Source organism: Dietzia cercidiphylli (assembly GCF_014145145.1).
GTDB classification, from domain to species: Bacteria; Actinomycetota; Actinomycetes; order Mycobacteriales; family Mycobacteriaceae; genus Dietzia; species Dietzia natronolimnaea.
The window spans coordinates 1-24,186 of sequence record NZ_JAALEA010000007.1 but is presented as its reverse complement, the minus strand read 5'-3'; the positions used below and the strand labels follow the sequence as shown (position 1 = coordinate 24,186).

At 69.8% G+C, this 24,186-nt stretch carries 22 protein-coding genes and 1 pseudogene; 6 read left to right on the top strand and 17 right to left on the bottom strand.

The window, feature by feature from the left end; translation table 11 throughout:
• A partial coding sequence (locus tag G6028_RS00445) for a hypothetical protein (RefSeq protein ID WP_206685722.1) occupies positions 1 to 525 on the bottom strand: 525 nt, incomplete at its 3' end.
• A gap of 48 nt (positions 526 to 573) precedes the next feature.
• On the opposite strand from G6028_RS00445, the gene G6028_RS00440 reads away from it, so the two are divergent.
• Together G6028_RS00440 and hrpA are read left to right on the top strand one after the other, a co-directional pair.
• Positions 574 to 762, top strand: coding sequence for a hypothetical protein (locus G6028_RS00440; protein ID WP_179525403.1), 189 nt, complete (start codon positions 574 to 576; stop codon positions 760 to 762).
• A gap of 47 nt (positions 763 to 809) precedes the next feature.
• Complete coding sequence (gene hrpA, locus G6028_RS00435) at positions 810 to 4,724, top strand: ATP-dependent RNA helicase HrpA (RefSeq protein ID WP_182657672.1); 3,915 nt, start codon at positions 810 to 812, stop codon at positions 4,722 to 4,724.
• Positions 4,725 to 4,782: 58 nt separating this feature from the next.
• Here hrpA and nrdR read toward each other — a convergent pair whose 3' ends face one another.
• Complete coding sequence (nrdR, locus tag G6028_RS00430; RefSeq protein ID WP_179525405.1) at positions 4,783 to 5,238, bottom strand: transcriptional regulator NrdR; 456 nt, start codon at positions 5,236 to 5,238, stop codon at positions 4,783 to 4,785.
• A gap of 706 nt (positions 5,239 to 5,944) precedes the next feature.
• Between nrdR and lexA the strand changes: the two genes are divergently transcribed.
• On the top strand, positions 5,945 to 6,613 hold the full coding sequence (gene lexA / locus G6028_RS00425) for a transcriptional repressor LexA (protein WP_182610345.1): 669 nt from the start codon (positions 5,945 to 5,947) through the stop codon (positions 6,611 to 6,613).
• A gap of 39 nt (positions 6,614 to 6,652) precedes the next feature.
• On the opposite strand, the gene hflX is transcribed toward lexA, so the two are convergent.
• Both hflX and dapF read right to left on the bottom strand, forming a co-directional pair.
• Positions 6,653 to 8,101: a GTPase HflX gene (hflX, locus tag G6028_RS00420; protein ID WP_182657670.1), complete on the bottom strand. Its 1,449-nt coding sequence runs from the start codon at positions 8,099 to 8,101 to the stop codon at positions 6,653 to 6,655.
• Positions 8,102 to 8,115: 14 nt separating this feature from the next.
• The gene (gene dapF, locus G6028_RS00415; RefSeq protein ID WP_182641121.1) at positions 8,116 to 9,042 is read right to left on the bottom strand and encodes a diaminopimelate epimerase; all 927 of its coding nucleotides are present in this window, start codon (positions 9,040 to 9,042) and stop codon (positions 8,116 to 8,118) included.
• A 118-nt stretch (positions 9,043 to 9,160) separates the two neighbouring features.
• Here dapF and G6028_RS00410 point away from each other — a divergent pair, with 118 nt between their 5' ends.
• Positions 9,161 to 11,341 (top strand): malate synthase G, encoded by a 2,181-nt coding sequence (locus G6028_RS00410; protein ID WP_182657668.1) that lies wholly within the window; start codon positions 9,161 to 9,163, stop codon positions 11,339 to 11,341.
• Positions 11,342 to 11,447: 106 nt separating this feature from the next.
• On the opposite strand, the gene G6028_RS00405 is transcribed toward G6028_RS00410, so the two are convergent.
• The 3 genes from G6028_RS00405 to G6028_RS00395 are packed head-to-tail and all read right to left on the bottom strand — an operon-like array spanning position 11,448 to position 13,848.
• Positions 11,448 to 12,194: an IclR family transcriptional regulator gene (locus G6028_RS00405; protein WP_182657667.1), complete on the bottom strand. Its 747-nt coding sequence runs from the start codon at positions 12,192 to 12,194 to the stop codon at positions 11,448 to 11,450.
• On the bottom strand, positions 12,191 to 13,153 hold the full coding sequence (gene miaA / locus G6028_RS00400) for a tRNA (adenosine(37)-N6)-dimethylallyltransferase MiaA (RefSeq protein ID WP_179525412.1): 963 nt from the start codon (positions 13,151 to 13,153) through the stop codon (positions 12,191 to 12,193). The genes G6028_RS00405 and miaA overlap by 4 nt, the downstream gene beginning before the upstream one ends.
• Complete coding sequence (locus G6028_RS00395) at positions 13,150 to 13,848, bottom strand: class III extradiol ring-cleavage dioxygenase family protein (RefSeq protein WP_182657665.1); 699 nt, start codon at positions 13,846 to 13,848, stop codon at positions 13,150 to 13,152. Before G6028_RS00395 ends, miaA begins: the two co-directional genes overlap by 4 nt.
• Positions 13,849 to 14,041: 193 nt before the next feature.
• Between G6028_RS00395 and G6028_RS00390 the strand changes: the two genes are divergently transcribed.
• Positions 14,042 to 15,427, top strand: a complete 1,386-nt coding sequence (locus tag G6028_RS00390) for a DUF349 domain-containing protein (RefSeq protein WP_182644403.1) — start codon at positions 14,042 to 14,044, stop codon at positions 15,425 to 15,427.
• Between the two features lie 75 nt (positions 15,428 to 15,502).
• Here the strand turns inward: G6028_RS00390 and G6028_RS00385 are convergent, their stop codons facing one another.
• From G6028_RS00385 to pgsA, 9 genes and pseudogenes are all read right to left on the bottom strand, one after another.
• The gene (locus tag G6028_RS00385) at positions 15,503 to 16,078 is read right to left on the bottom strand and encodes an Rv2732c family membrane protein (protein ID WP_179525415.1); all 576 of its coding nucleotides are present in this window, start codon (positions 16,076 to 16,078) and stop codon (positions 15,503 to 15,505) included.
• Positions 16,066 to 17,634 (bottom strand): tRNA (N6-isopentenyl adenosine(37)-C2)-methylthiotransferase MiaB, encoded by a 1,569-nt coding sequence (miaB, locus tag G6028_RS00380; RefSeq protein WP_182657674.1) that lies wholly within the window; start codon positions 17,632 to 17,634, stop codon positions 16,066 to 16,068. The genes G6028_RS00385 and miaB overlap by 13 nt, the downstream gene beginning before the upstream one ends.
• 26 nt (positions 17,635 to 17,660) lie before the next feature.
• Complete coding sequence (locus tag G6028_RS00375) at positions 17,661 to 18,269, bottom strand: regulatory protein RecX (protein ID WP_182610352.1); 609 nt, start codon at positions 18,267 to 18,269, stop codon at positions 17,661 to 17,663.
• On the bottom strand, positions 18,269 to 19,375 hold the full coding sequence (gene recA, locus G6028_RS00370; RefSeq protein ID WP_179525417.1) for a recombinase RecA: 1,107 nt from the start codon (positions 19,373 to 19,375) through the stop codon (positions 18,269 to 18,271). The genes G6028_RS00375 and recA overlap by 1 nt, the downstream gene beginning before the upstream one ends.
• A 222-nt stretch (positions 19,376 to 19,597) precedes the next feature.
• Positions 19,598 to 19,792, bottom strand: a complete 195-nt coding sequence (locus G6028_RS00365) for a DUF3046 domain-containing protein (protein ID WP_179525418.1) — start codon at positions 19,790 to 19,792, stop codon at positions 19,598 to 19,600.
• 172 nt (positions 19,793 to 19,964) lie between these two features.
• Positions 19,965 to 20,688 (bottom strand): annotated as a pseudogene (locus G6028_RS00360) (PspA/IM30 family protein); the annotation flags it as partial.
• A gap of 97 nt (positions 20,689 to 20,785) precedes the next feature.
• Positions 20,786 to 21,118 carry a helix-turn-helix domain-containing protein gene (locus tag G6028_RS00355; RefSeq protein WP_179526252.1) on the bottom strand — a complete coding sequence of 111 codons (333 nt, stop codon included), beginning with the start codon at positions 21,116 to 21,118 and terminating at the stop codon, positions 20,786 to 20,788.
• A 16-nt stretch (positions 21,119 to 21,134) separates the two neighbouring features.
• Positions 21,135 to 21,647 carry a CinA family protein gene (locus tag G6028_RS00350; protein WP_182657663.1) on the bottom strand — a complete coding sequence of 171 codons (513 nt, stop codon included), beginning with the start codon at positions 21,645 to 21,647 and terminating at the stop codon, positions 21,135 to 21,137.
• A 20-nt stretch (positions 21,648 to 21,667) separates the two neighbouring features.
• The gene (pgsA, locus tag G6028_RS00345) at positions 21,668 to 22,255 is read right to left on the bottom strand and encodes a CDP-diacylglycerol--glycerol-3-phosphate 3-phosphatidyltransferase (RefSeq protein ID WP_179525421.1); all 588 of its coding nucleotides are present in this window, start codon (positions 22,253 to 22,255) and stop codon (positions 21,668 to 21,670) included.
• Positions 22,256 to 22,332: 77 nt separating this feature from the next.
• On the opposite strand from pgsA, the gene G6028_RS00340 reads away from it, so the two are divergent.
• Complete coding sequence (locus G6028_RS00340) at positions 22,333 to 22,614, top strand: YciI family protein (RefSeq protein ID WP_182616500.1); 282 nt, start codon at positions 22,333 to 22,335, stop codon at positions 22,612 to 22,614.
• Positions 22,615 to 22,625: 11 nt separating this feature from the next.
• On the opposite strand, the gene G6028_RS00335 is transcribed toward G6028_RS00340, so the two are convergent.
• On the bottom strand, positions 22,626 to 24,186 hold a 1,561-nt coding region (locus G6028_RS00335; protein WP_182657653.1), incomplete at its 5' end, for a DNA translocase FtsK.

Sequence of the window (24,186 nt, the reverse complement as noted above, 5' to 3'; positions counted from 1 at the left end):
GCTCCCTCCGGCACCGCCGCTCCCTCCTGCACCGCCGCCCCGTCCCGCTCCCGGCCCCGTATCGGAGTCGCGATCGGGTGTGTGGCGTCCCCGGGCCGCCCACCGGCCCCGGGCCCACCGGGCGGTCAGCCGCCCCGCAGACGGGAACGACACGCCGTTCAGGCGGGCGATCGTCTCCAGGAGCGCGTCCTCCTGCGGGGACCCGGTCTCCGGGGAGATCTGGCGGAACCACGCACGTTGTCCGTAGGGACCGGTCCACTGGCGCACCGCCGCCTCGAGGTCGTGGAGTTGGACGCCCCGTTGCCGACGCCCCGTCCACACGTCGGTCAACGCCCGGCCCATCTCCGCGTGCCAAAGCAGCGGGGGCAGGTCGTCGAGGACCACCGCCACCCCCACGTGGTTCACGGGGGAATTGGTCAGGGTCTGGATCAGCCGGTCGGCGGTCGTGCGCCCACGGAACAACCACAGGTCCCCGGTCCGGGTGCGGTGGGCCGCGGCGGCCAGCGGGACGGTGTCGAGACTCATGGTGCGATCCTGCCAGGTGCCCCGGCGAGAGGATCTACCCTTGACGCCATGGCACCCCGCGGACGGCAGTGGCTCAAGATGGTCGGCGCGGCCGGGGTGGTCGGAGTGGCCGCCACCGGGATCCTCGCCGCACGGACCGAACGCCGGCGGCAGTCGTACGAGCCGGAGGAGATCCGGGAGCGACTGCACCAGCGCTACACCCGCATCCAGTCCCGCCGGGAGGGTGGCACGGCCTGACACCCGGATCGATCCCCACACCGGGTCCCGATACCCTGGCGGACACCATGTCGACGTCTCCCGCGCCCGCCCCCGAACTGCGCCGGGCCCGGCACGATCTCCTGGTCCGGCTCGACGACGTCGGCATCCTCGACGCCCACCGGTTCCGGTCGCGGATCCGCAGGGCCCGCGCCGACCAGTTGGACGACCTGGGCGGGCAGATCGACGCCGCCGCCGCTCGTCTGCGTCGGCGTGCGGAGTCGGTTCCGACCCCGGAGTATCCGGAACAACTGCCGGTCAGCGCCCGTAAGGACGAGATCGCGGCGGCGATCCGCGACAACCAGGTCGTGGTGATCGCCGGCGAGACCGGATCCGGGAAGACCACCCAGATCCCCAAGATCTGTCTGGAACTCGGCCGCGGCGTGCGCGGGATGATCGGCCACACCCAGCCCCGCAGGCTGGCGGCCCGGTCCGTCGCCGAGCGCATCGCCGAGGAACTGGGGGTGGAGACCGGCCGGCTGGTGGGGTCGGCCGTGCGCTTCGACGACCGTACCGGTGCCGACACCGCGGTCAAACTGATGACCGACGGGATACTGCTCGCCGAGATCCGACGGGACAGGCTGCTGCGCGCCTACGACACGATCATCATCGACGAGGCCCACGAACGCAGCCTCAACATCGACTTCCTGCTCGGCTACCTCCGGCAGATCCTGCCCCGGCGGCCGGACCTCAAACTCATCATCACCTCCGCCACGATCGACCCCGACCGCTTCGCCCGCCACTTCGCGGATCCGGCGGGCCATCCCGCCCCTGTCATCGAGGTCTCCGGTCGCACCTTCCCCGTGGAGATCCGGTACCGGCCGCTCCAGGTCGACCACGCGGACCGGACCATCGACCTCGACCCCCTGGACGCGCTCGCCGATGCGGTCGGCGAGCTCCTGGCCGAGGGTGACGGCGACGTACTCGTCTTCCTCTCCGGCGAACGCGAGATCCGCGACGCCGAGGAGGTGCTCCGGGGGCGGAAATTCAAGAGCACCGAGATCTTTCCGCTTTTCGCCCGGCTCACCTCCGCCGAGCAGCAACGGGCCTTCCGTCAGCATTCGACCCGGCGCGTGGTCCTGTCGACCAACATCGCGGAGACCTCGGTGACGGTCCCGGGGATCCGCTACGTCGTGGACACCGGCCTCGCCCGGATCTCCCGCTATTCGACCCGCACCAAGGTCCAGAGGCTGCCGATCGAGCCGATCTCGCAGGCCTCCGCCGCACAGCGCGCCGGCCGCTGCGGCCGCGTCGCCGACGGCATCTGCATCCGTCTGTACTCGGAGGACGACTTCGACTCCCGACCCGAGTTCACCGACCCGGAGATCCTGCGCACCAACCTGGCGTCGGTCATCCTGTCGATGGCCGATCTCGACCTGGGAGCCGTGGACGACTTCCCGTTCGTCGAACCACCCGACCGCAAGGCCGTCCGGGACGGCATGACGTTGCTCACCGAGCTCGGGGCGCTCCGGACCGACGACGACGAACGCCCGCACCTGACCAGGGTGGGCCGCGACATGGCGTCCCTCCCCCTCGACCCCCGTCTGGCCCGGATGGTCGTGGAGGGCCACCGAAACGGCGCCCTGGGGGATGTCCTGGTCGTGGTCGCGGCCCTGACCGTGCAGGATGTCCGCGAGAGGCCCGCCGAGGAGCGCGACAAGGCGGACCAGCTCCACCGGCGCTTCGCCGACAAGTCCTCCGACTTCCTGGGCTACCTCAACCTGTGGCGCTACCTCACCGAACAGCGGCGCGAGCTCTCCGGCAGCGCGTTCCGGAAAATGTGCAAGGCCGAGTACCTGCACTGGTTGCGGATCCGCGAGTGGCAGGACCTCACCGCCCAGTTGACCAGCATGTGCCGCGAGCGGGGCTGGCATCCACCGTCCGGTCACGCCGCGGAGGACGACCTCCACAAGGCGATCCTCTCCGGACTGCTCACCAACGTCGGGATGAAGGACGAGGACACCAGGGAGTTCCGCGGCACCCGCGGTATCCGCTTCCAGGTGTTCCCCGGTTCCGATCTCGCCCGCAAGCCGCCGCGATGGATCATGGCCTCCGAGTTGGTCGAGACCTCCAGACTGTGGGCCCGGGACGTCGCGCGCATCGATCCGGTGTGGATCGAACTACTCGGGGGGCATCTCGTCCGCACCCAGTACTCAGAGCCGCACTGGTCCGACGCCCAGGGCGCGGCGATGGCCTACGAGAAGGTGCTGCTCCTGGGGCTGCCCGTGGTCGAGGCGCGTCGCATCCTCCTCTCCAGGGTCGACGCACCGCTCGCGCGGGAGATGCTCGTCCGGCACGGGATCGTCGAGGGACGATGGACCACCCGCATCCCGGTGATCATGGAGAACGCCGTGGCCGTGGAACAGGCGCGGGAGCTGGAGACCCGCAGTAGACGCCGCGACCTCGTCATCGACGACGACACCCTGGTCGGGTTCTACCTCGAGCGGCTCCCCGAGGACATCACCTCCGGCCGCCACCTGGAATCGTGGTGGCGTAAGCAGGGCCGGGAGGACCCGGATCGTCTGCGTCTTCGCCCCGAGCAGATCCGCACGTCGGACACCGCCCCGGCCGCCTCCGAGTTCCCGCCGATCTGGCGCCAGGGCGAGCGGGACTTCGAGCTCAGATACTCGTTCGACCCGGGGGTCGACTCCGACGGCATCACCGTGCGGGTCCCTCTCCCCCAGCTGTCCTCGGTCGCGACGTCCGGCTTCGAGTGGCTCGTCCCCGGCCTGCGCGAGGAGCTGTACACGGAGATGCTCCGGACGCTCCCCAAGTACCTGAGGCGTCTGTGTTCCCCGCCCGCCGAGTACGCGGCACTGCTGGCCGGTGACCTCGCCCCGCGGTCGGCACCGCTCCCCGTGGCGCTCGCCGCCGCGCTCTCGGCCCGCATAGGCACGACCGTCGAGCCCCGCGAGTTCCACCCGGAACAGCTCCCCGACCATCTCCGCATGCGTTTCGAGGTGGTCGACGGTGACGAGGTCGTCGCGGCCGGTACGGACCTGGGAGCACTACGCAGTCGGTTGGTGGACAAGGTCCGTGCCACGCTCAACTCCAGACTCGTCCCCGATGACGGACCTCATCGGGCGTGGACCGCGGACACGATCGGGGACCTGTCGCCCTCGATCACCGGCACGGTCGACGGTGTGGAGGTGACGGTCTACCCGGCCCTGCAGGTCCGCCCCGACGGCATCCACCGGATCGCCTGCGCCACAGAGACGGAACGTCGAGCCGCGCAGACGACAGCGGTACTGACCCTGATCTCAGCGGACCTGATCTCGGCGGCATCGATAGTCCGGGGTCGTCCGGTCGAGCAACGCCTCGCGCTCACCCAGTATCCCCACGAGGGTGCCGATGGACTGGTCTCGGACGCGGCGCTGGCGGCGTGCGGGCGGCTGATCGCCGGACGCAGAGGAGAGCCGGTACTCACCGTGCACGACTTCGACGAGGTGCGCGCGCGCGCCCGATCCGAGGCGCCGGCCGCCATCACGGCCTCGATCTCCGCCGCCCTTCCGGCGTTGGTCGCCGCGCAGTCGGTCTCCGCCCGGCTGGACCAGGTACCACGCGACCTCGCGGACGACGTCAGGCCCGCTCTGGACTTCCTCGTGGGAAAGGGATTCCTCGCCCGACACCCGGCGGAGGTCCTCCCGCAACTGGAACGCCACGTGAGGGCGATCGACCTCAGGCTGGACCTCGCGGAGAAGTCACCGTCGAGGTACCGGGAGCTCGCCGCCCGGTTGGAGAAGTCGGAGGCCACTGTCGCGGAGGCGACGGCGGCGCTCCGCCGACGACCGGGTGGGGCGCGGGCAGCCCGGGATCTCCGGTGGATGTTGGCCGAATACCGTGTCGGCCTCTTCGCGCAGTCTCTGGGTACCGCGCGCCCGGTCTCCGCCGAGAGGATCGAGAAGGCGGTCGCCGCCGCGCTCTCCCGGCGGAACGCGCGTTGAGCCCTCACACCGCCCGTACACAGGAACCGATCCCGGTGCGACGCGGAGAGGACCGGGACTAGTGAGCAGCGTGCCGTTCGCGAAGCGCGATGATCTCGCTCTCGAAATCCGCAGCGGAACTGAATTGTTTGTACACGGAGGCGAATCGCAGATACGCGACCTCGTCCAGATCTTGTAGAGGCCCCAGGATCGCCAGCCCGATCTCGTGAGCGGGGACCTCTGAGGCGCCGCCGGCCCGGACAGCGTCTTCGACCTGCTGCGCGAGCCGCCGGAGCGCGTCCTCGTCGACCGACCTCCCCTGGCACGCGCGTCGCACACCGCGGACCACTTTGTCGCGGCTGAAACGCTCCGTCACACCGTTGCGCTTGAGGACGGTCAACAACGGGGTCTCGAGGGTGGTGAACCGGTGTCCGCAGTCGGGGCACTCGCGCCGACGCCGGATCGCCTGCCCTTCGTCGACCGACCGCGAGTCGATCACCCGTGAGTCCTCGTGGTGACATATGGGGCAGTACATTCCAGCTTCGCCATTCGTCGACCTGGTCCGAACCGCTCCGCCGGCCGGAGCCGACGGCGGCGCGGGGGCGACGGGCCGCCGTCCCGGGTCCATTCTAGGAGGCGATACCGTGGGTCACGCGTAGGCGGGCCCGCCCAGGAGTGCCAACGCGAGCAGCATCAGGATTCCGAAGACGATTCCACAGGCCACCAGAGCCCACGTCGGCACATCGTCCACCACCGGCGCACTCGACCTCGCCTCGCTACCGCATGCCCTGACCCTTTCCGCGGACGCGGGGCGGACGAGCACTCGCCGTCCGGGCGCCACCGACCGCGTGGCCGTCTGGCGCCCCCGGTCGAGCGTGCGGATGACGGGACGGGCCCCGGCATCAGGGCGGGGATGCACCCTGGACGAAACGGGCCGGTCGTGATCGGTCACGCAGACCTCCGTCCAGGGCACGGAGGGACGCGATCGTGGCTGCATCTCCATAACGGTCATGAGAACTCCCAACTCGATACGGTGTGCGAACCTCATTCGCACGCCCGTGTGCCTTGTTGTGCACATCTGTTCGAACCCGAACCTGCCTAGAGTTGTATCACGCGGGTCCGACAGAGTCGACATTCGTGGCGACATTTCTTCGAACACCTGTGTGGCGCTCACGTCCGACGGGCAGTAGGGTGTACACAGATAGCGACGTCGAACACCCATTCGCCGAAGGGACCCCCACATGCCCAAGCCCGACTTCGAGGCCCTGACGACCCGCCAGAAGAGCGTTCTGTTGCACATCCACGACACGGTCAAGGACCGGGGCTATCCCCCGAGCATCCGAGAGATCGGTGACGCCGTCGGTCTGCAGTCGACCTCCTCGGTGGCCCACCAGTTGCGGACGTTGGAGAAGAAGGGCTTCCTGACCCGTGATCCGCACAAGCCGCGGGCGGTCGACGTCCACGGCGTCCCGGGGCAGCGGTCCCGAGGTCGTCGCGCGCCCGTCCAGGAGGAGACGCGTCCCAGCGGGGCCGTGGAACCCGTCTACGTCCCTGTCCTGGGGCGGATCGCGGCCGGCGGTCCGATCCTCGCCGAGCAGGCGGTGGAGGAGGTCTTCCCCCTCCCCTCCGACCTGGTGGGTTCCGGGGACCTGTTCATGCTCAGAGTGGTCGGCGAGTCGATGATCGACGCCGCGATCTGTGACGGGGACTACGTGGTGGTGCGCCGTCAGAACGTCGCGGACAACGGCGAGATCGTGGCGGCGATGATCGACGGGGAGGCCACGGTCAAGACTTTCCGCCGGGATTCGAGCGGGGTGTGGCTCCTGCCCCACAACCCGTCGTTCAGTCCGATTCCCGGGGAGCACGCGACGATCCTCGGAAAGGTCGTCACGGTCTTCCGCAAGCTCTGAACCGGCCGGAACCGGGTGTCGCCTGATCCGTCGACGGGGTCAGGCGACACCGTCACGGGATCCGGGGACCCGATACTCCCCGAGCTCTCGGGCCACGGAGGCCGGAAGCCGGACCACGATCCTCGTGCCGTCCTTCGTGTGATCCTCGTCCACCACGGCGCCCTCCGCGTGGACACGGGAGACCACATCACCCCGGGTGAACGGGATCTCGAGTGTGACCTCCGTGTCCCCGGAGGCGACCACCCGCATTATTCGGTCGAGGAGCTCGTCGAACCCCTCACCCGTCGCCGCCGAGACGAAGACCGCGTCCGGCAGGGCGTGGTGCAGTTCCGTCAACACCACCGGGTCAGCGACGTCGACCTTGTTGATCACCACGAGTTCGCGGGGCCTCTCGGCCTTCTGCTCTTCCACGACGTCGTTGATGACGGTGCGGACGGCCTCGATCTGGCGCAGGGGGAAGGCGTCCGATCCGTCGACCACGTGCAGGAGCAGCTCGGAGTCCACGACCTCCTCCAACGTCGAGCGGAACGCCTCGACGAGCTGGGTCGGGAGGTGTCGGACGAATCCGACCGTATCTGTGAAGACCACTACCCGCCCGTCGGGGAGCTCGGACCGCCGTGTGGTGGGGTCCAGCGTGGCGAACAGTGCGTTCTGGACCAGTACGCCCGCACCGGTCAAGCGGTTGAGCAGGCTCGACTTCCCGGCGTTGGTGTACCCGGCGATCGCGATCGACGGCACCGGGGTGGCGCGACGGCGATGCCGCTTGGTGTCCCGGGCCTGCTTCATGCCCTTGATCTCACGGCGCAGCCTCGCCGTGCGCTCCCGGATTCGGCGGCGGTCCGTCTCGATCTTGGTCTCACCGGGACCACGGAGTCCGACGCCTCCGTTGCTGCCCGCCCGGCCACCCGCCTGCCGGGAGAGTGCCTCACCCCAGCCACGCAGTCGCGGGAGCATGTACTCCATCTGCGCCAAGGACACCTGGGCCTTACCCTCACGGCTGGTCGCGTGTTGGGCGAAGATGTCGAGGATCAGCGCGGTGCGGTCGATCACCTTGACGTTGACGACCTTCTCGAGCGCGATGAGCTGACCCGGCGTGAGCTCGCCGTCGCAGATCACCGTGTCCGCCCCCGTCGCGGTGATCACGTCCTTCAGGGTCTTGGCCTTCCCCGAACCGATGTAGGTGGCGGGGTCCGGCTTGTCGCGGCGCTGGATCAGCGCGTCGCAGACCTCGGAGCCTGCGGTCTCGGCGAGCTGTGCCAACTCGGCCATCGCGGCCTCCGCCTGGGCGGCGGTGCCCTCGGTCCAGACCCCGACCAGCACGACCCGCTCGAGGCGGAGTTGGCGGTACTCGGCGTCGTTGACGTCCTGGAGTTCGGTCGACAACCCGACGACCCGGCGCAGCGAGGAGCGCTCCTCGAGCTGGAATTCTCCGACCGAAGGGTCATGGTCTCGTGTGGCCCGGTCAGGGGCGGTGTCATCGATAGTCATTCACCGGCATCATCTCACAATTCCGGTCGGGACGCCTCCGTGCGGCGCGCGGGTAGCGGTCGCCGGTACCGCCCCTCGGCGACGATCACGGACGGCCCCGTCAGAGTGGAACCCACGCCGGTCAGGGCCACCGCGACCTCTCCCCCGGGAACGGACACCACCACGTCACCGGTGGCCTGTCCGGCGTCGGCGAGGGCCGCGACGGCCGTGGCGACGATTCCGGTGCCGCAGGACATCGTCTCCCCGGATCCTCGCTCGTGGACGCGCATCGACACCCGACCGTCGGTGAGCGGGGTGGCGATCTCCACGTTGACGCCGGCGGGGAAGAAGCCGGTGTCGAACTCGGGCGCCTCGTGCACCGGCAGTTCGCGCAACCCGTCGGCCCCCAGGCCCGGGACCACGCACGCGAGGTGGGGGTTACCCATGTCGACGGCGAGTCCGGCGTACACCCGGCCACCGAGCTCCACGGACGAGACCCCGAGAAGCCGGGGCTCGCCCATGTCCACACGGACCACGGCCTGGTCACCGTCATGGATCAGAATATCGGCGGGCCGAGGACCGGATCGTGTGCCCACGGGGATCCGGCCGGCCCCGACCCTGCCGGTCGCCACCAGGGCGTGGGCGAACACCCTGACCCCGTTCCCGCACATCTCCGCGATCGATCCGTCTGCGTTCCGGTAGTCCATGAACCAGTCCGCGGCGTCGACGCCCTCCGGGAGGACGGCGAGGACGCCCTGGTCGACCAGTGCACCCGCGGTGGCGATGCGCAGCACCCCGTCGGCGCCGAGGCCGGCCCGTCTGTCGCAGACGGCGCGCACCAGGTCCTCGTCGAGGTCCACCTCCGCGTGGTCGTCGGGCAGGACCACGAAGTCGTTGAGCGTTCCGTGCCCCTTGATAAAGGCGAGGCCGTCGAGAGTGGCGGTCGGGGGCGCGGGTGTCATGCCATCAGATCCTAGCCAATCCGACCGCCGTTCCACGCTGCGGAAAACCCGGATGATCCCTCGGCAGGGGGGCACTACAGTCGGAGGCGAGAACGGTCCCTATGTGAGGAGAGCATCGATGTCCGAACGCATCACCGTCGGCGACGTCCAGGTCGACGAGGTCCTGTACGACTTCGTCAACACCCAGGCGATCCCGGGCACCGGGGTCGATCCCGACGCGTTCTGGGCGGGAGTCTCCGAGATCTTCACCGACCTGGCCCCGCGCAACCGCGAGCTGCTCGCCGTCCGCGACGACCTGCAGTCGAGGATCGACTCCTGGCACAACGAGAACCCCGCCCCGATCGACCCGGCCACCTACCGTGCGTTCCTGCAGGAGATCGGCTACCTGGTCCCGGAGCCGGACTCCGTTCAGGTCAACACTCAGAACGTGGACGACGAGATCGCCACGGTCGCGGGCCCCCAGTTGGTCGTGCCGATCATGAACGCGCGTTTCGCGATCAACGCCGCCAACGCCCGGTGGGGTTCGTTGTACGACGCGCTCTACGGCACCGACGCGATCCCGGAGTCCGGTGGGGCCGAGCAGGGGTCCTCCTACAACAAGGTCCGCGGGGACCGCGTCATCGCCTGGGCCCGCGAGTTCCTCGACGACGCCGCGCCGCTCGACTCCGGCAGTCACGTCGGCACCACGGGCTACACCGTGGTGGACGGCCGACTGCAGGTGACACTCGCCGACGGGGCGACGACAGGCCTCGCCGATCCCGCACAGTTCGTCGGCTACCTGGGCGACGGCGCCGCCCCGACCTCGGTCCTCCTGCGCAACAACGGCCTGCACGTGGAGGTCCAGATCGACGCCGACTCACCGATCGGATCGACCGACTCCGCCGGCGTCAAGGACGTTGTCCTGGAGTCCGCCGTCTCCACCATCATGGACTTCGAGGACTCCGTCGCGGCCGTCGACGCCGAGGACAAGACCCACGGCTACCGCAACTGGCTGGGTCTGATGAAGGGCGACCTCTCCGAGGAGATCAGCAAGGGCGACAAGACCTTCACCCGCGTCCTCCACGACGACCGGGTCTTCACCGCGCCCGACGGATCCGGCGAGGTCCGGCTCCACGGCCGCTCGATGCTCTTCGTCCGCAATGTGGGGCATCTCATGACCACCCCCGCGGTCCTCGACGCGGACGGGAACGAGTTGCCCGAGGGCATCCTCGACGCCCTGATCACCTCGCTGGCGGGCATGCACGGCATCGCGCCGGGCAACGAGCGCGGCAACAGCCGCACCGGGTCCATCTACATCGTCAAGCCCAAGCAGCACGGCCCGGCCGAGGTGGCCTTCACCACCGAGCTGTTCGGCCGGGTCGAGGCGCTCCTCGGTCTGCCGGAGAACACCCTCAAGGTGGGCATCATGGACGAGGAGCGGCGCACCTCGGTCAACCTCGCCGCCTGCATCGCCGAGGCCACCGATCGCGTCGTCTTCATCAACACCGGCTTCCTCGACCGGACCGGGGACGAGATCCACACCTCCATGGAGGCCGGCCCGATGATCCGCAAGGGTGAGATGAAGTCCGCCCGCTGGATGACCGCCTACGAGGACTTCAACGTCGACACCGGCCTGGCCTGCGGTCTGCGCGGTCGCGCGCAGATCGGGAAGGGCATGTGGGCCAAGACCGACCTCATGGCCGAGATGCTCGCCGAGAAGATCGGGCAGCCGAGGGCCGGCGCCAACACCGCGTGGGTGCCGTCGCCGACCGGCGCGACCCTCCACGCGACCCACTACCACCGGGTGAACGTGATGTCCCGACAGGAGGAACTCCTCGCCGGCGGACCGCGCGCGAGCGTCGACGACATCCTCAGCGTCCCCCTCGCGACCGACACGAACTGGACCGACGCCGAGAAGAAGGAGGAGGTCGACAACTCGTGCCAGACCATCCTCGGTTATGTCGTCCGGTGGGTCGAACAGGGCATCGGCGTCTCGAAGGTGCCGGACATCCACGACGTCAACCTGATGGAGGACCGCGCCACCCTGCGGATCTCCTCGCAGATGCTCGCCAACTGGATCCGTCACGACATCATCACGGCCGAGGACGTCGAGGACTCGTTGCGCCGGATGGCGGAGATCGTCGACCAGCAGAACGCCGGTGACGAGGCATACCGGAACATGGCGCCGGACTTCGACTCGTCGATCGCCTGGCAGGCCGCCCGCGAGCTCATCCTCGAGGGGACCGGGCAGCCCTCGGGCTACACCGAGCCGATCCTGCACCGTCGCCGCCGCGAGTTCAAGGCCGCCAACGGGCTGTAGAACGGCCCCGCCGCGAAGCCCCGGAAGGATCCGCTGCCCGCACACCGGGATCCGCTCCCCCCACAGGGGTAGCGGATCCCGGGCCGGGGCGGCGGATCCTTCCGCGTCAGGGGTGCAGGTCCGCGACGGCCGCCCTGAGCACCCCGATGGCGGCGTCGCGGCGCTCCTCGGTGAACCTCGCCTCGGGCCCCGACGCGGACACCGCGACCGCGGCGTCCCCGACCCCCACCGTGATCGCGACACAGCGGACGCCCTCCTCCTGTTCCGACTCGTCGGTGGCGAACCCCACCCTGCGTACGCGGGCGAGCTCGTCCAACAACCGGTCCGGGTCGACGATGGTGGCATCCGTGTACCCGGGCATGCCGGTCCGTTCCAGCATCGCGCGGACCTCGTCGTCGTCGTCCCGGGCGACCAACGCCTTCCCCACCGCCGTGCAGTGCACGTGCACCCGACGGCCCACCTCGGTGAACATCCGCATCGAGTGCGGCGACGGGACCTGGGCGAGGTACACGACACCGTCCCCCTCACGAACGGCGAGGTTGGCGGTCTCGCCGGTCCCGTCGACCACGGCCGCGAGCACCGGCTGGGCCCACGACCACGTCGCCCTCCCCGCGACCTCGCCGATCCGCTGCAATCGGGGGCCGAGCAGATAGTCGCGGCGCGCGTCCCGGCGGAGGTGACCCGACTCGGCGAGCGTCCCGCACAGCCGGTGGACGGTGGCCGCGGCCAGACCCGTGTCGGCGCACAGCTCCCCGAGGGACGCGCGGCCGCCCCGCCGGGCCAACGAGTCGAGGAGGGCGAACGCCCGGTCGACCGACTGGACGCGGGTGCGGCCGGGGTTCGAGGCGCTCATCGCGGAGCCTCACCGAGGAGCTCGAGTGCTGTCTCCACAGGGGTCCGTCCACCGCGGGGCGTGCCGTCGACCTGGCGGGTGTCGGTGTCGATCCACCTGATGCGGTGATCACGCCCGAACCACGACCGCTGCCTGCGCACGTACCGGCGGGTGCCGATCACCGTGCGCTCCCGGGCGCGGGCCACCCCCTCGTCGTCGATCCCCAGCTCGTCGTCCATCTCGTCGAGAACCTGCGCGTACCCGATGGCCCGCCGGGCCGTCACGCCCTCGAGCAGTCCGAGCCCGACGAGCCCACGCACCTCGTCGATCAGCCCGTCGGCGAACATGCGCCCGGTACGGGCGTCCAGCCGGTCATCGAGCTCGGGAAGCGCGCACCGTAGGCCGAGCAGCCGCGTGCCCCACCGAGGTGCGCCGATGGTCGGTCTCGAGGCGGAGAACGGCTGACCGGTCAGCTCCACCACCTCCAGTGCCCGAACAGTCCGGCGGGGATCGGTCGGCAGGATGGTCCGAGCGGCCTCGGGGTCCGCGCGGGCGAGCTCGGCGTGCAACGCCCGGACCCCGATCTCCTCGAGGCGCCGTTCGTAGCGCGCCCGGACCGCGGGATCCGTGTCGGGGATGGACCAGCCGTCGACCAGGGCCTGGATGTACATCATAGATCCTCCGCACAGGATCGGCACGTTCCCGCGCTCCCGGATCTCCGCGATCTCGCGCTCGGCCTCGCGACGGAAGTCGGCGACGCTCGCGGTCTCGGTCACCTCGAGGACGTCGAGCCTGTGATGCGGGATGCCACGTCGGAGGGACGGCGGGAGCTTCGCGGTACCGATGTCCATGCCGCGGTACTGCTGCATGGCGTCACAATTGACCACCTCCCCGCCCAGCCGCTGCGCCAGATCGAGGGCGAGGTCGGACTTCCCGGTGCCGGTCGGGCCCACCACCGCGACCGGTGCGGGGCCGCTCACCCGTGACCCCCCTGGCCCGGGGAATCCGACGACGACGAGAGATCCCAGCGAGCGCAGTGATACCCCACACCGAACGGCGCCCAGGACACCGACTCCACCGCAGACCTCTCCCCGACCAGCCCGGCCAGCCCGAGCCACGCGGGCCGGCTCCACCACCCCACGGCCTCCGCCACCGCGTCACCGGGATCGGGCAGCGGGCCACCGCGCCGCAGCCACTCGGTGAGATCCGAGTCGAGGGCGACACCACGCGGGTCCTCGGGCACGGGTGCCCGGGGGGTGAGGGAGGCGGGACCGTCCCCCACGACGACCACGAGGGTGTCGCGCCCGGGGGGCCGAGAGACCCGTCCACCGCCGGTGACGCCCGCGAACGACCGGGGCTGGTCGATCCCGGCGCGGTCGAGCAGCCACCATGCGATCAGGGCCGCGTCGGGGACATCGTCGTACTCGGCTTCCACCGCCTCGGAACGCCCGACCCGGACCGCCGCCCCCCACCTCGACAGCGAGGAACGGACGTCACCCATCGTCCGCCCCTCGGGGTCCGAGCCGAGCACGAGCACCCTCTCGAGGCCGGATGAGGCCGTCCTGAGCAGATCCAGCGCGGCGTCGACCTGGCCGGCGGTCTCCGCGGCCGCCTCTCCGGACAGTTCGGGCACCAGAACCGGTGCGCCGGGTACCAGGACGACAGGGGTGTTCACACGGAGCACCTTACTGACCTCCGCAGGAGCGCCGCCCCGGGACTCTGTCGGACTCGCTGGGGATACCCCGGCGCCCGGGCGGCGGTTGGTACACACTAGGGAGATGCCGACCCCTCACCGGGACGGCGAGGCGACGACCGGTGGGATTCCGGCGATGGTGCCGTGTCACGCGGCAGAACGAAACGAGGACCAGATGAGCGACCAGTCACCGACCACCCCCGGGGAGGCGAACCCCGGAACGTCCGCACCGACCCCCACTCCGACCCCGGGCCCGCGTCCCGGTGCGCCGTCCCCCGCAGCACTGGCCCGGAAGGTGGCACCGCGAGCGGTGGCGGCCCCCGAGTCGCGCATCGTCCGGGCGTCGGACCCGTCCGAATGGGGTCGGGTCGACGACTCCGGCGCCGTGTTCGTCAGGACCTCCGAGGGCGAACGCCAGGTCGGCTCCTGGCAGGCGGGTGCACCCGAGGAAGGTCTGGCCCACTTCGGCCTCCGGTACGACGACCTGGTCGCGGAGGTCTCACTCCTCGAGGCGCGACTCGACTCGCACCCGCAGGACGCGCGAAAGACCCGGGCCTCCGCCGAGGCCCTCGCCGAGCAGCTCCCCTCCGCTGCGGCCGTGGGAGATCTCGACGCCCTCGCGACCCGACTCGCCACCGTGGTCGAGCGCTCCGGCGCTGTCGAGGTCGAGGCGCGCCAGCGCAAGGACGAGGAGCGCGCCACCGCGATCGCCCGCAAGGAGGCGCTGGCCGTCGAGGCGGAGGAGATCGGTGAGTCGTCCACCCAGTGGAAGGCCGCCGGCGATCGCCTCAGGGAGATCCTCGACGAGTGGAAGACCATTCGCGGCATCGACCGCAAGACCGACGACGCACTGTGGAAGCGCTTCTCCAAGGCCCGCGAGGCGTTCAACCGGCGCCGTGGTTCCCACTTCGCGGAACTCGACCGCACCCGCGCCTCCGTCAAGCGCGTCAAGGAGGAGCTGGTCGAACGAGCCGAAGCCATCTCGGCCTCGACCGACTGGAACGACACGGCCACCGCGTTCAGGCGCCTCATGGACGAGTGGAAAGCCGCGGGCCGCGCTCCCCGCGAGGCCGACGACGCCCTGTGGAAGCGCTTCAAGGCGGCCCAGGACACGTTCTTCGACGCCCGCCACGCCGCGGCCGCCGAGCGTGACGCGGAGTTCGAGGGCAATGCGGACGCCAAGGAGGCGCTGCTCACCGAGTTCTCGGCCCGGATCGACCCGGACAAGAACCTCGACGCGGCCCGTGCCGCGCTACGGGAGCTACAGACCCGCTGGGAGGAGATCGGCAAGGTCCCGCGGGAGAGGATGGGGCAGCTCGAGGGACGGATCCGCGCCCTGGAGAAGTCCGTCTCCGACGCGGCCGACGCCGAATGGCGGCGTACCGACCCCGAGGCCAAGGCCCGCGCCGCCCAGTTCTGGGTGCGGGTGGACGATTTCGAGGCACAGGCCGCGAAGGCCGACGCGGCGGGCAAGTCGAAGGACGCCGAGAAGGCCCGCGCGCAGGCCATGCAGTGGAAGGAATGGGCCGAGGCCGCCGAGAACGCGGTCGACACCCGCTGATCACGCCGACAGGGCCCCACCGACACGGTGGGGCCCTGCTGCACGGGGTGGGTCCGACGGGTGCGGCGACCCGGTTCAGTCGCGGTGGCGGACGGAGTCCTCGAGCTCGCGCTGTTCGGGGGTGCGCGCCCACAGCACGCCGGCCAGGGTCATCACCAGCAGCAGCACCAGGATCACGCTGACGTACAAGCCGATCCCGGGGGCGCCGAAGTCCTGGAAGTCGGGGTTCGGTCCCCGTCCGGACTGGCGCAGCCAGATCGCCAGCATCCCGTACACCGTGGCCACGCAACTGGCGCCCCAGGCGATCCCCGCCGCCCACCACTTCTGGGTGATGATCATGACGGCGCCGAACAGGATGGCGCCGGCCGAGTAGAGCAGGACGAACACGTGGGAGGGCAGCGAGGTCTGTTGGTCCCGGGCCGCCTCGGTGAAGAAGAGCACGTCCAGTCCACGCACCCCGTCGCTGTGGGGAAGCGCGAGAGCGGCGGCGAGCAACACGATCAGCAACGCCGACGCCAGATAGGCCCTGCCGATGACGAGGGTGTGGCCCAACATCCTGTCCCTGCGTCGGAACTCCGAATCCACGGTCCTGCTGGATTCCATGATCCCCTGGATGGGGTCCGGGCGGTCAGCGGTGTTCACGTGAGGCATCCCTTCTGGGTGGTGTCGGAGGCGAGGGCATCACGTCGCAGCGTGGGCAGTCCGAGCCCCACGCCAATCGGGGGGGTCTCCGGCTTCTCACCGGCCTCGTGCCGGTCACCCGCCCTGGTGGCCCGACAGGTCAGCACGCCGTCGTCGGCGAGCAGATGGTGCGGGGCGGCCGAGCTGATCCGGGTGGTGACCACGTCGCCGGGTCGGATCCGCCCGGCGTGCTCCCCCACCGGGGCGAAGTGCACCAGACGGCCGTCCCGGGCCCTGCCGGTCATCCGGGCGGTGGCGGCGTCCTTCCGGCCCTGGTCGGCGGTGACGAGCAGCTCGACCTCGCGACCGACCTGCTTCCGGTTCTCCTCGAGGGTGATCCGCTCCTGCAGGTCGATCAGCCTCTCGTAGCGCTCCTGCACGACGGACTTGGGTACCTGGTCGGTCATCGTCGCCGCCGGAGTCCCCGGTCGCGGTGAGTACTGGAAAGTGAACGCGCTCGTGAACCGCGCCTTCTCCACGACGTCGAGGGTGGCCTGGAAGTCCTCCTCGGTCTCCCCGGGGAATCCGACGATGATGTCCGTGGTGATGGCCGCGTGCGGCATCGCGGCCCGCACCCTGTCCAGGATGCCCAGAAAGCGCTCCGACCGGTACGAACGGCGCATCGCGCGCAGGACACGGTCCGAGCCGGACTGCAGGGGCATGTGAAGCTGCGGGCACACGGCGGGGGTGTCGGCCATCGCTTCGATCACGTCGTCGGTGAACTCCGCGGGATGTGGTGAGGTGAACCGGATCCGCTCGATGCCCTCGACCCGACCGGCGGCGCGCAGCAACTTCGCGAAGGCGCCCCTGTCGGATGGCTCGGCGGGGTCGTGGAACGATCGCCCGTAGGCGTTGACGTTCTGTCCGAGCAGGGTGACCTCGAGGACACCCTCGTCCGCCAGTGCCTTCATCTCCGCCAGGACCTCACCGGGTCTACGGTCCACCTCCTTGCCGCGGAGGGACGGGACGATGCAGAACGTGCAGGTGTTGTTGCACCCCACGGACACCGAGACCCAGCCGGCGTAGGCGGACTCCCGGGTGGCGGGGAGGGTCGAGGGGAAGTGCTGGAGCGAGTCGGCGATCTCCACCTCGGCCCGCTCGTTGTGCCGGGAGCGCTGGAGCAGCGTGGGCAGGTGCCCGAGATTGTGTGTGCCGAAGACCACGTCGACCCACGGGGCCCGCGTGACCACGACGTCCTTGTCCTTCTGCGCCAGGCATCCCCCGACCGCGATCTGCAGTCGGGGATTGGCGTCCTTCCACGGCCGCAGGTGGCCGAGCGTGCCGTACAGGCGGTTGTCCGCGTTCTCGCGAACGGCGCACGTGTTGAACACCACGAGGTCCGGCAGAGTGCCCCGGGCAGGGTCGGCCTCACCCTCGAACGGCACATACCCGGCCGCGTCGAGCACACCGGAGAGCCGCTCGGAGTCATGGACGTTCATCTGGCACCCGAAGGTCCGCACCTGGTAGGTGCGCCCCTCGACGCGCTCGACGCCGGTGTCTCCGGCCGTCGCCTGCAGGTCGGTCACGAGAGAATCCACGCAGGCCAGGGTACTCAGGGCGACACCTGGGCCGCCAATTCGGCGTCGACCACCGTCATCGCCAACCCCGTCGGATAGCCCCGGCGGGCGAGGAACGCCACCAGCCTGCGCCGTTCTCCCTGGAGATCCGCCCCGGGACCGGAGTCGACCGGGCTGCGGCTGAGCCTCGCGCGCACGAGTTCGGTGGCCTGCTGTCGGTCATCGGCCTCGTCGATGCCGGCCACCGCCCCCGCGATATGGACCTCGGCGACACCCTTCTCGCGGAGTTCACGTTCGAGTGCTCCCCGCGACCGTCCGCGTCGACGCCGCCGACCCCGGACCCATTCCGAGGCGAAGTCCGCGTCATCGAGCAGGCCCCAGGCGCGGACCCTGTCCAGCGCCTCGTCCACCGCGTCCGGCGCGTGGTCCTTACCCAGCAGCCGCTCCCGCAGTTCGTGTCGGCTCCGTGGCCGGTGGCGCAGAAGTCGGAGAGCCGCCGTCGCGGCCTCGTGGGCCTCGGGTGCCAACGGGGGCAGGTCCGAGCTACTCGACGGCCTGGCCTCCACCGCCGCGATGGCGGTGCGTAGATCGTCCGTGTCGACACCCCGCCCCGGCTCGGCCGCACACGGGTCCTGCACGCTCATCAGAACTCGACGGGCACCACGTCGATAGGCGCGTCCTCATCGGACTCCGCCTCGATCTCCGCGATCTCCGCACCCGCCCCGATATTGAGCTTGTCGAGGATCTTCCGCTCGATCTCGTCGCGGACCGAGGGGTTCTCCTTGAGGTACCGGCGGGCGTTCTCCTTGCCCTGGCCCAACTGGTCCGCCCCGTAGGTGAACCAGGAACCCGACTTCTTGACGAAGCCGTTCTCCACACCCATGTCGATGAGCGATCCCTCGCGACTGATGCCCTCGCCGTAGAGGATGTCGAACTCCGCGATCTTGAACGGGGGCGCGATCTTGTTCTTGACGACCTTGACCTTGGTGCGGTTACCCACCGCATCCGCGCCGTCCTTGAGGGTCTCGATCCGGCGCACGTCCAGGCGGACGGAGGCGTAGAACTTGAGCGCCTTACCGCCCGTGGTGGTCTCGGGCGAGCCGAACATCACCCCGATCTTCTCGCGCAGCTGGTTGATGAAGATCGCGGTGGTGTTGGTGTTGTGCAGCGCACCCGTCATCTTGCGGAGCGCCTGGCTCATCAGTCGCGCCTGCAAGCCCACGTGGCTGTCGCCCATCTCGCCCTCGATCTCCGCCCGCGGCACCAACGCCGCGACGGAGTCGACCACCAGGATGTCGATTGACCCCGACCTGACCAGCATGTCGGCGATCTCGAGCGCCTGCTCACCGGTGTCCGGCTGGGAGACGATGAGGTTGTCCGTGTCCACGCCGAGCTTGCGGGCGTACTCCGGATCCAACGCGTGCTCCGCGTCGATGAACGCGGCGATCCCGCCGGCGGCCTGCGCGTTGGCCACCGCGTGCAGCGCGACGGTCGTCTTGCCGGACGACTCCGGACCGTAGATCTCCACGACGCGGCCCCGTGGGAACCCGCCGATCCCGAGTGCCACGTCGAGGGACAGGGCACCGGACGGGATGACCTGGACCGGCGGCCGGGTGTCGTCCCCGAGCCGCATGACCGACCCCTTGCCGTAGGCCTTGTCGATCTGCGCGAGCGCCAACTCCAGCGCCTGTTCGCGGTTCTGGGCCACGCCCGTCCTGGTACCTGACTTGGCGGTGGTCTTGGGGGCCATGATGCTCTCCGTTCGTGCTCGACCTCCGGTGTCGTGCCGGACGGTCTGTGTGGTCTGCTCGCTCGCGGACGCTACGGGTCGGGTACGACAGATGCGTCTCGCACGAGCCCGGCAACCCTTCACTGTGGAGGGATGTCGCCCTGTGGACGGGCCATCCCGTCATCACATGACCCGAGTGTAGACGAACGCGTGTTCGAGATCGAACGACACGCCGCCACGGGGTCAGCGTAATGAGTCGGGAACCTCGAACTCCGAACACAGCGCCAACCAGACCTGCTTGACGGAGGCACCGGCGTCGATGGCCTCGTCGGCGGTGCGCCCGTCGAACGCGGCCAGATGATGGGACCTCACGAGATGATCGGCCCGCAGGTCCCCGAAGGCCTCGACGGTCCGGGCCCTGAACTCGGTCAGTGTCACGTGTGCCCCTTCACCACGGACGAGGACGGGCCGCCGGTCAGTTCACCGGCGGCCCGTCCTCGGACGACTCACTGCTGTTCGGTCTGCGCCTGCTGCTGAGGCGGGGTGGCGGACTGCGGCTGCCCCTGGGGGAGCTGGGACGCAGAGCCGGTCCCCTGTCCGAGCTGACCACCCTCGGCCTTCATCGACGCCCGGATCTGCTCGAGACGGCTGTGCCCGGCCATCTGGGTCGAGGCCTGCTCGACCTCGAGCATCCGGCCCTGAACCGAGTTCTGGGCGAGCTCCGCCGACCCGAGGGCGTTGGCGTACCGCCGCTCGATCTTGTCGCGGACCTGGTCGAGGTTCGGGGTGTTCCCGCCCGACGAGACCTCGGACATGGACTGCAGCGACGCGCTGACCTGCTCCTGCATCTTGGCCTGCTCCAGCTGGCTGAGCAGCTTGGTCCGTTCGGCCACCTTCTGCTGGAGCACCATCGCGTTCTGCTCCACGGCCTTCTTGGCCTGGGCCGCGGCCTGGAGCGACTGGTCGTGGAGTCCCTTGAGGTCCTCGACGTTCTGCTCGGCGGTGACCAGCTGAGCGGCGAAGGCCTCCGCGGCGTTCTCGTACTCGGTCGCCTTCTGGGTGTCGCCGTTCTGATGGGCCTGCTCGGACATCTGCAGTGCCTGCCGCGTGGAGCCCTGCAGCTTCTCGATGTCGGCGAGCTGGCGGTTGAGCTTCATCTCCAGCTGCCGCTGGTTGCCGATCACGGCGGCCGCCTGCTGGGACAGCTGCTGGTGCTGCCGCTGCGCGTCCGAGATGGCCTGCTGGATCTGGACCTTGGGGTCAGCATTCTCGTCGATCTTCGAATCGAACAACGCCATGAGGTAGCGCCATGCCTTGGTGAACGGATTGGCCATCGCTGCGTAGTGTCCTTCTGCCGATTCGGACGACTGGTCGGTACCACGGTACCGAACAAGGTCGGGGGGCGACCACCGGGCGTTGCCGGGGTGGGGCTCAGGCCGCGAGGACGGGCTCCGCGACGGTGCCCGGGAGCGAGACGGTACCCGGGGGCGAGACCTCGAGGGCCGCGCGGATGAGGATCTCGCCGAGCGAGACGTCGAGCGCACCCGAGATGGACGCGAGCAACTCGCTCGAGGCCTCCTTGCGACCACGTTCGATCTCGGAGAGATACCCGGGACTCACCCGGGCGGCGTCGGCGACGTCCCGCAGGGTCCGCCCCGAATCGCCCCGCAGGCCGCGGAGCACCGTCCCGAGGGTCTCCCGCAGCAGCGGGGGCCCGCTCCGGTGGTCCGGTCGGGGCAGCGTGGTCATCTGGATGTTCGGCATCACGGGGTACAACGCCTCACGTCGCCGATTCGTTCCCGACCTCGTCGGCGATCCCCACCAGCAGATCGAGGGCGGCGGCACAGGCCGCCCGACGGATCTCGGCTCGACCGCCGTCCAGGGAGAGCTCGGTCGACCGCGCCGCGACTCCCGGCACGCAGATCCCCACGTGAACGGTCCCCACGGCCCTCCCCTCCTGGCGGTCGGGTCCCGCCACACCGGTCAGACCCACACCGACGTCGGCGCCGCATCGCTCCGCCGCCCCCAGGGCGAGCGCGCGCGCCGTCTCCCCCGACACGGCCCCGTGCCTCCGGAGAACCTCCTCGGCAACGCCCGCGAGAGTGTGCTTGAGATCGGTGGCGTAGACAACCAGGCCACCCCGGAGCACCGCGCTCGCCCCCGGAACCCCCGCCACCGTGGCCGCGAGCATCCCCGCGGTCAGCGACTCGGCGGTCGCCAGGGTCCACCCGCGCCCGCCGAGTGCGGCCACCGCGGCCGCGGCACCCGGATCGGGGAGATCAGCGGAGGTCATGGCAACCCGGGCCGGGGGGCTCAGTGCCCGGCCCTGGCGGCCTGACGCGCCTTCACCAGGTAATCGATACCCGTGTAGACGGTCAGGACCAGCGCCACGCCGATCACGGCCCATTCGACGGGCCAGACCCAGTGCGGTAGCGGGAGGATCAGCATGCCCAGCCCCAGGGTCTGGGTCACGGTCTTGAGCTTGCCACCCTTACTGGCCGCCACCACGTGGTCGACGCCGAACAGACGCCAGAGGGTGATCCCCACCTCGCGGACGAGGATCACGATCGTCACCCACCAGAACAGCTCGTGGACCAGGGACAGCGAGATCATCGCCGCCGCCATGAGCGCCTTGTCCGCGATCGGGTCGGCGATCTTGCCGAAGTCCGTCACCAGACCCAGCCGCCGGGCGAGGTACCCGTCCACGTAGTCGGTCGCCATCGCGAACACGAAGACGACGAACGCACCCACCCGCCACCACGGGTCCTGCGCGTCGGCCACGAAGAACAGGACCACGAACACCGGGACCAACACGATCCGCAGGACGGTGAGCACGTTGGCGATGTTGAGTACGGGGACCTCGGCGCCGGGGCGTCCGTCATCGGTGATGGGAAGTGTCACCCCCTCACCTTAGCGAGACCCGGCCGAATACCCTTGATCCGACAACACCCCCGCAGCGACCAGGAAGGACCACACCGATGCCGCTCTTCGCAGTCGACTACCGGTACGAGCCCGAGCAGACCGATGACCGGGAGGCCAACAAGCCCGCCCATCGCGAGTGGCTCTCCGCCCGGGTCGACGCGGGATCGATCCGGTCGGTGGGTCCGTACACGGACGGTTCGGGCGCCCTGCTCGTCGTCGAGGCCGCCGATTCCGACACCGCCCGCGCACTGGTGGCGGAGGACCCCCACTGTCTGCGCGGAATGGTCTCCGAGGTCACCGTCCGGGAGTGGATGCCGGTGTACGGCGCGCTGGCCTGAGACCGCGCGGTTCAGCCCACCGGCGCCTCGTCCAGGTTCTCGCTCCCGGCAGGCAGGTCTCCCGGGTCCTCCTCGGGCGGGGTGCCGCCCTTGATCATCCAGATGACCGACCCCAGCTCCTCCGGCTTGACCAGCACGTCGCGGGCCTTCGAGCCCTCCGAGGGTCCGACGATGTCGCGGGACTCCATCAGGTCCATGAGCCGACCCGCCTTGGCGAACCCGACGCGGAGCTTGCGCTGCAGCATCGAGGTGGACCCGAACTGGCTGGAGACCACGAGCTCGACGGCCGCGAGCAGGTCGTCGAGGTCGTCCCCGATGTCGCCGTCGATGTCCTTCTTGGACTCCTCCTTGGCGGCGGTGACGGTGTCGTCGTAGTCGGGCTCCGCCTGGTTCTTGGCGTAGTCCACGACCTCGTGGATCTCCTCGTCGGTGATGAACGCACCCTGCATACGGACGGGTCGCGACGCCCCCATCGGGATGAAGAGACCGTCACCCATCCCGATCAGCTTCTCCGCCCCCGCCTGGTCCAGGATGACCCGCGAGTCGGTGAGCGAGGACGTGGCGAAGGCCAGACGCGACGGCACGTTGGTCTTGATGAGGCCCGTGACCACGTCGACGGACGGACGCTGCGTGGCCAGCACCAGGTGGATCCCGGCGGCACGGGCCTTCTGGGTGATCCGCACGATCGCGTCCTCGATGTCACGCGGCGCGGTCATCATGAGGTCGGCGAGTTCGTCCACCACCGCGACGATGTACGGATACGGGCGGTACACCCGTTCGCTGCCGGGCGGGGTCGTGATGGCACCGGACTTGACCCGTTCGTTGAAATCGGTGATGTGGCGCACGCGGGTGGACTTCATGTCCTGGTAGCGCTGTTCCATCTCCTCGACCAGCCACGCCAGCGCGGCGGCCGCCTTCTTAGGCTGCGTGATGATCGGGGTGATCAGGTGTGGGATCCCCTCGTACGGCGTCAGCTCGACCATCTTGGGATCCACGAGGATCAGGCGCACCTCGTCCGGTGTCGCGCGGGTGAGCAACGACACGAGCATCGAGTTGACGAAGCTGGACTTACCCGAACCGGTCGAGCCGGCCACCAGGAGGTGCGGCATCTTGGACAGGTCGGCGGTGACGAAGTCCCCCTCGATGTCCTTGCCCAGTCCGATGAGCATCGGGTTGTGCTTGGTGGCGGTCTTGGGGTCGGTGAGCACGTCGGCCAGCCTCACCAGCTCCCGGTCGAGGTTGGGGACCTCGATGCCCACCGCGGACTTGCCGGGGATCGGGGCGAGGAGACGGACGTTGTCCGTGGCCACCGCGTAGGCGATGTTCCGGTGCAGCGCCGTGATCTTCTCGACCTTGACGCCGGGGCCGAGTTCGACCTCGTAGCGCGTGACCGTCGGCCCGCGGGTGAACCCGGTGACCGCGGCGTCGATCTTGAACTGCTCGAGGACGCCCTGGATGGCGTCGATCATCTGGTCGTTGGACTCGCTGCGCTCCTTGGGCGGGTCCCCCGCGGTCAGCAGGCTGACGGGCGGCAGGGTGTACTCGACGCCGTTGAGCAGTTGCTTCTGGGAG

Excerpts from the sequence above, each read along its gene's own strand:
- G6028_RS00375 (WP_182610352.1), bottom strand. The coding sequence starts at position 18,269 with ATGAGCGTGCAGGACCCGTGTGCGGCCGAGCCGGGGCGGGGTGTCGAC.
- G6028_RS00440 (WP_179525403.1), top strand. The coding sequence starts at position 574 with ATGGCACCCCGCGGACGGCAGTGGCTCAAGATGGTCGGCGCGGCCGGG.
- hrpA (WP_182657672.1), top strand. The coding sequence starts at position 810 with ATGTCGACGTCTCCCGCGCCCGCCCCCGAACTGCGCCGGGCCCGGCAC.
- recA (WP_179525417.1), bottom strand. The coding sequence starts at position 19,375 with ATGGCCCCCAAGACCACCGCCAAGTCAGGTACCAGGACGGGCGTGGCC.
- G6028_RS00385 (WP_179525415.1), bottom strand. The coding sequence starts at position 16,078 with ATGCCTCACGTGAACACCGCTGACCGCCCGGACCCCATCCAGGGGATC.
- G6028_RS00410 (WP_182657668.1), top strand. The coding sequence starts at position 9,161 with ATGTCCGAACGCATCACCGTCGGCGACGTCCAGGTCGACGAGGTCCTG.
- nrdR (WP_179525405.1), bottom strand. The coding sequence starts at position 5,238 with ATGTACTGCCCCATATGTCACCACGAGGACTCACGGGTGATCGACTCG.
- hflX (WP_182657670.1), bottom strand. The coding sequence starts at position 8,101 with ATGACTATCGATGACACCGCCCCTGACCGGGCCACACGAGACCATGAC.
- lexA (WP_182610345.1), top strand. The coding sequence starts at position 5,945 with ATGCCCAAGCCCGACTTCGAGGCCCTGACGACCCGCCAGAAGAGCGTT.
- G6028_RS00405 (WP_182657667.1), bottom strand. The coding sequence starts at position 12,194 with ATGAGCGCCTCGAACCCCGGCCGCACCCGCGTCCAGTCGGTCGACCGG.
- G6028_RS00355 (WP_179526252.1), bottom strand. The coding sequence starts at position 21,118 with ATGCCGAACATCCAGATGACCACGCTGCCCCGACCGGACCACCGGAGC.
- dapF (WP_182641121.1), bottom strand. The coding sequence starts at position 9,042 with ATGACACCCGCGCCCCCGACCGCCACTCTCGACGGCCTCGCCTTTATC.
- G6028_RS00390 (WP_182644403.1), top strand. The coding sequence starts at position 14,042 with ATGAGCGACCAGTCACCGACCACCCCCGGGGAGGCGAACCCCGGAACG.
- G6028_RS00350 (WP_182657663.1), bottom strand. The coding sequence starts at position 21,647 with ATGACCTCCGCTGATCTCCCCGATCCGGGTGCCGCGGCCGCGGTGGCC.
- G6028_RS00340 (WP_182616500.1), top strand. The coding sequence starts at position 22,333 with ATGCCGCTCTTCGCAGTCGACTACCGGTACGAGCCCGAGCAGACCGAT.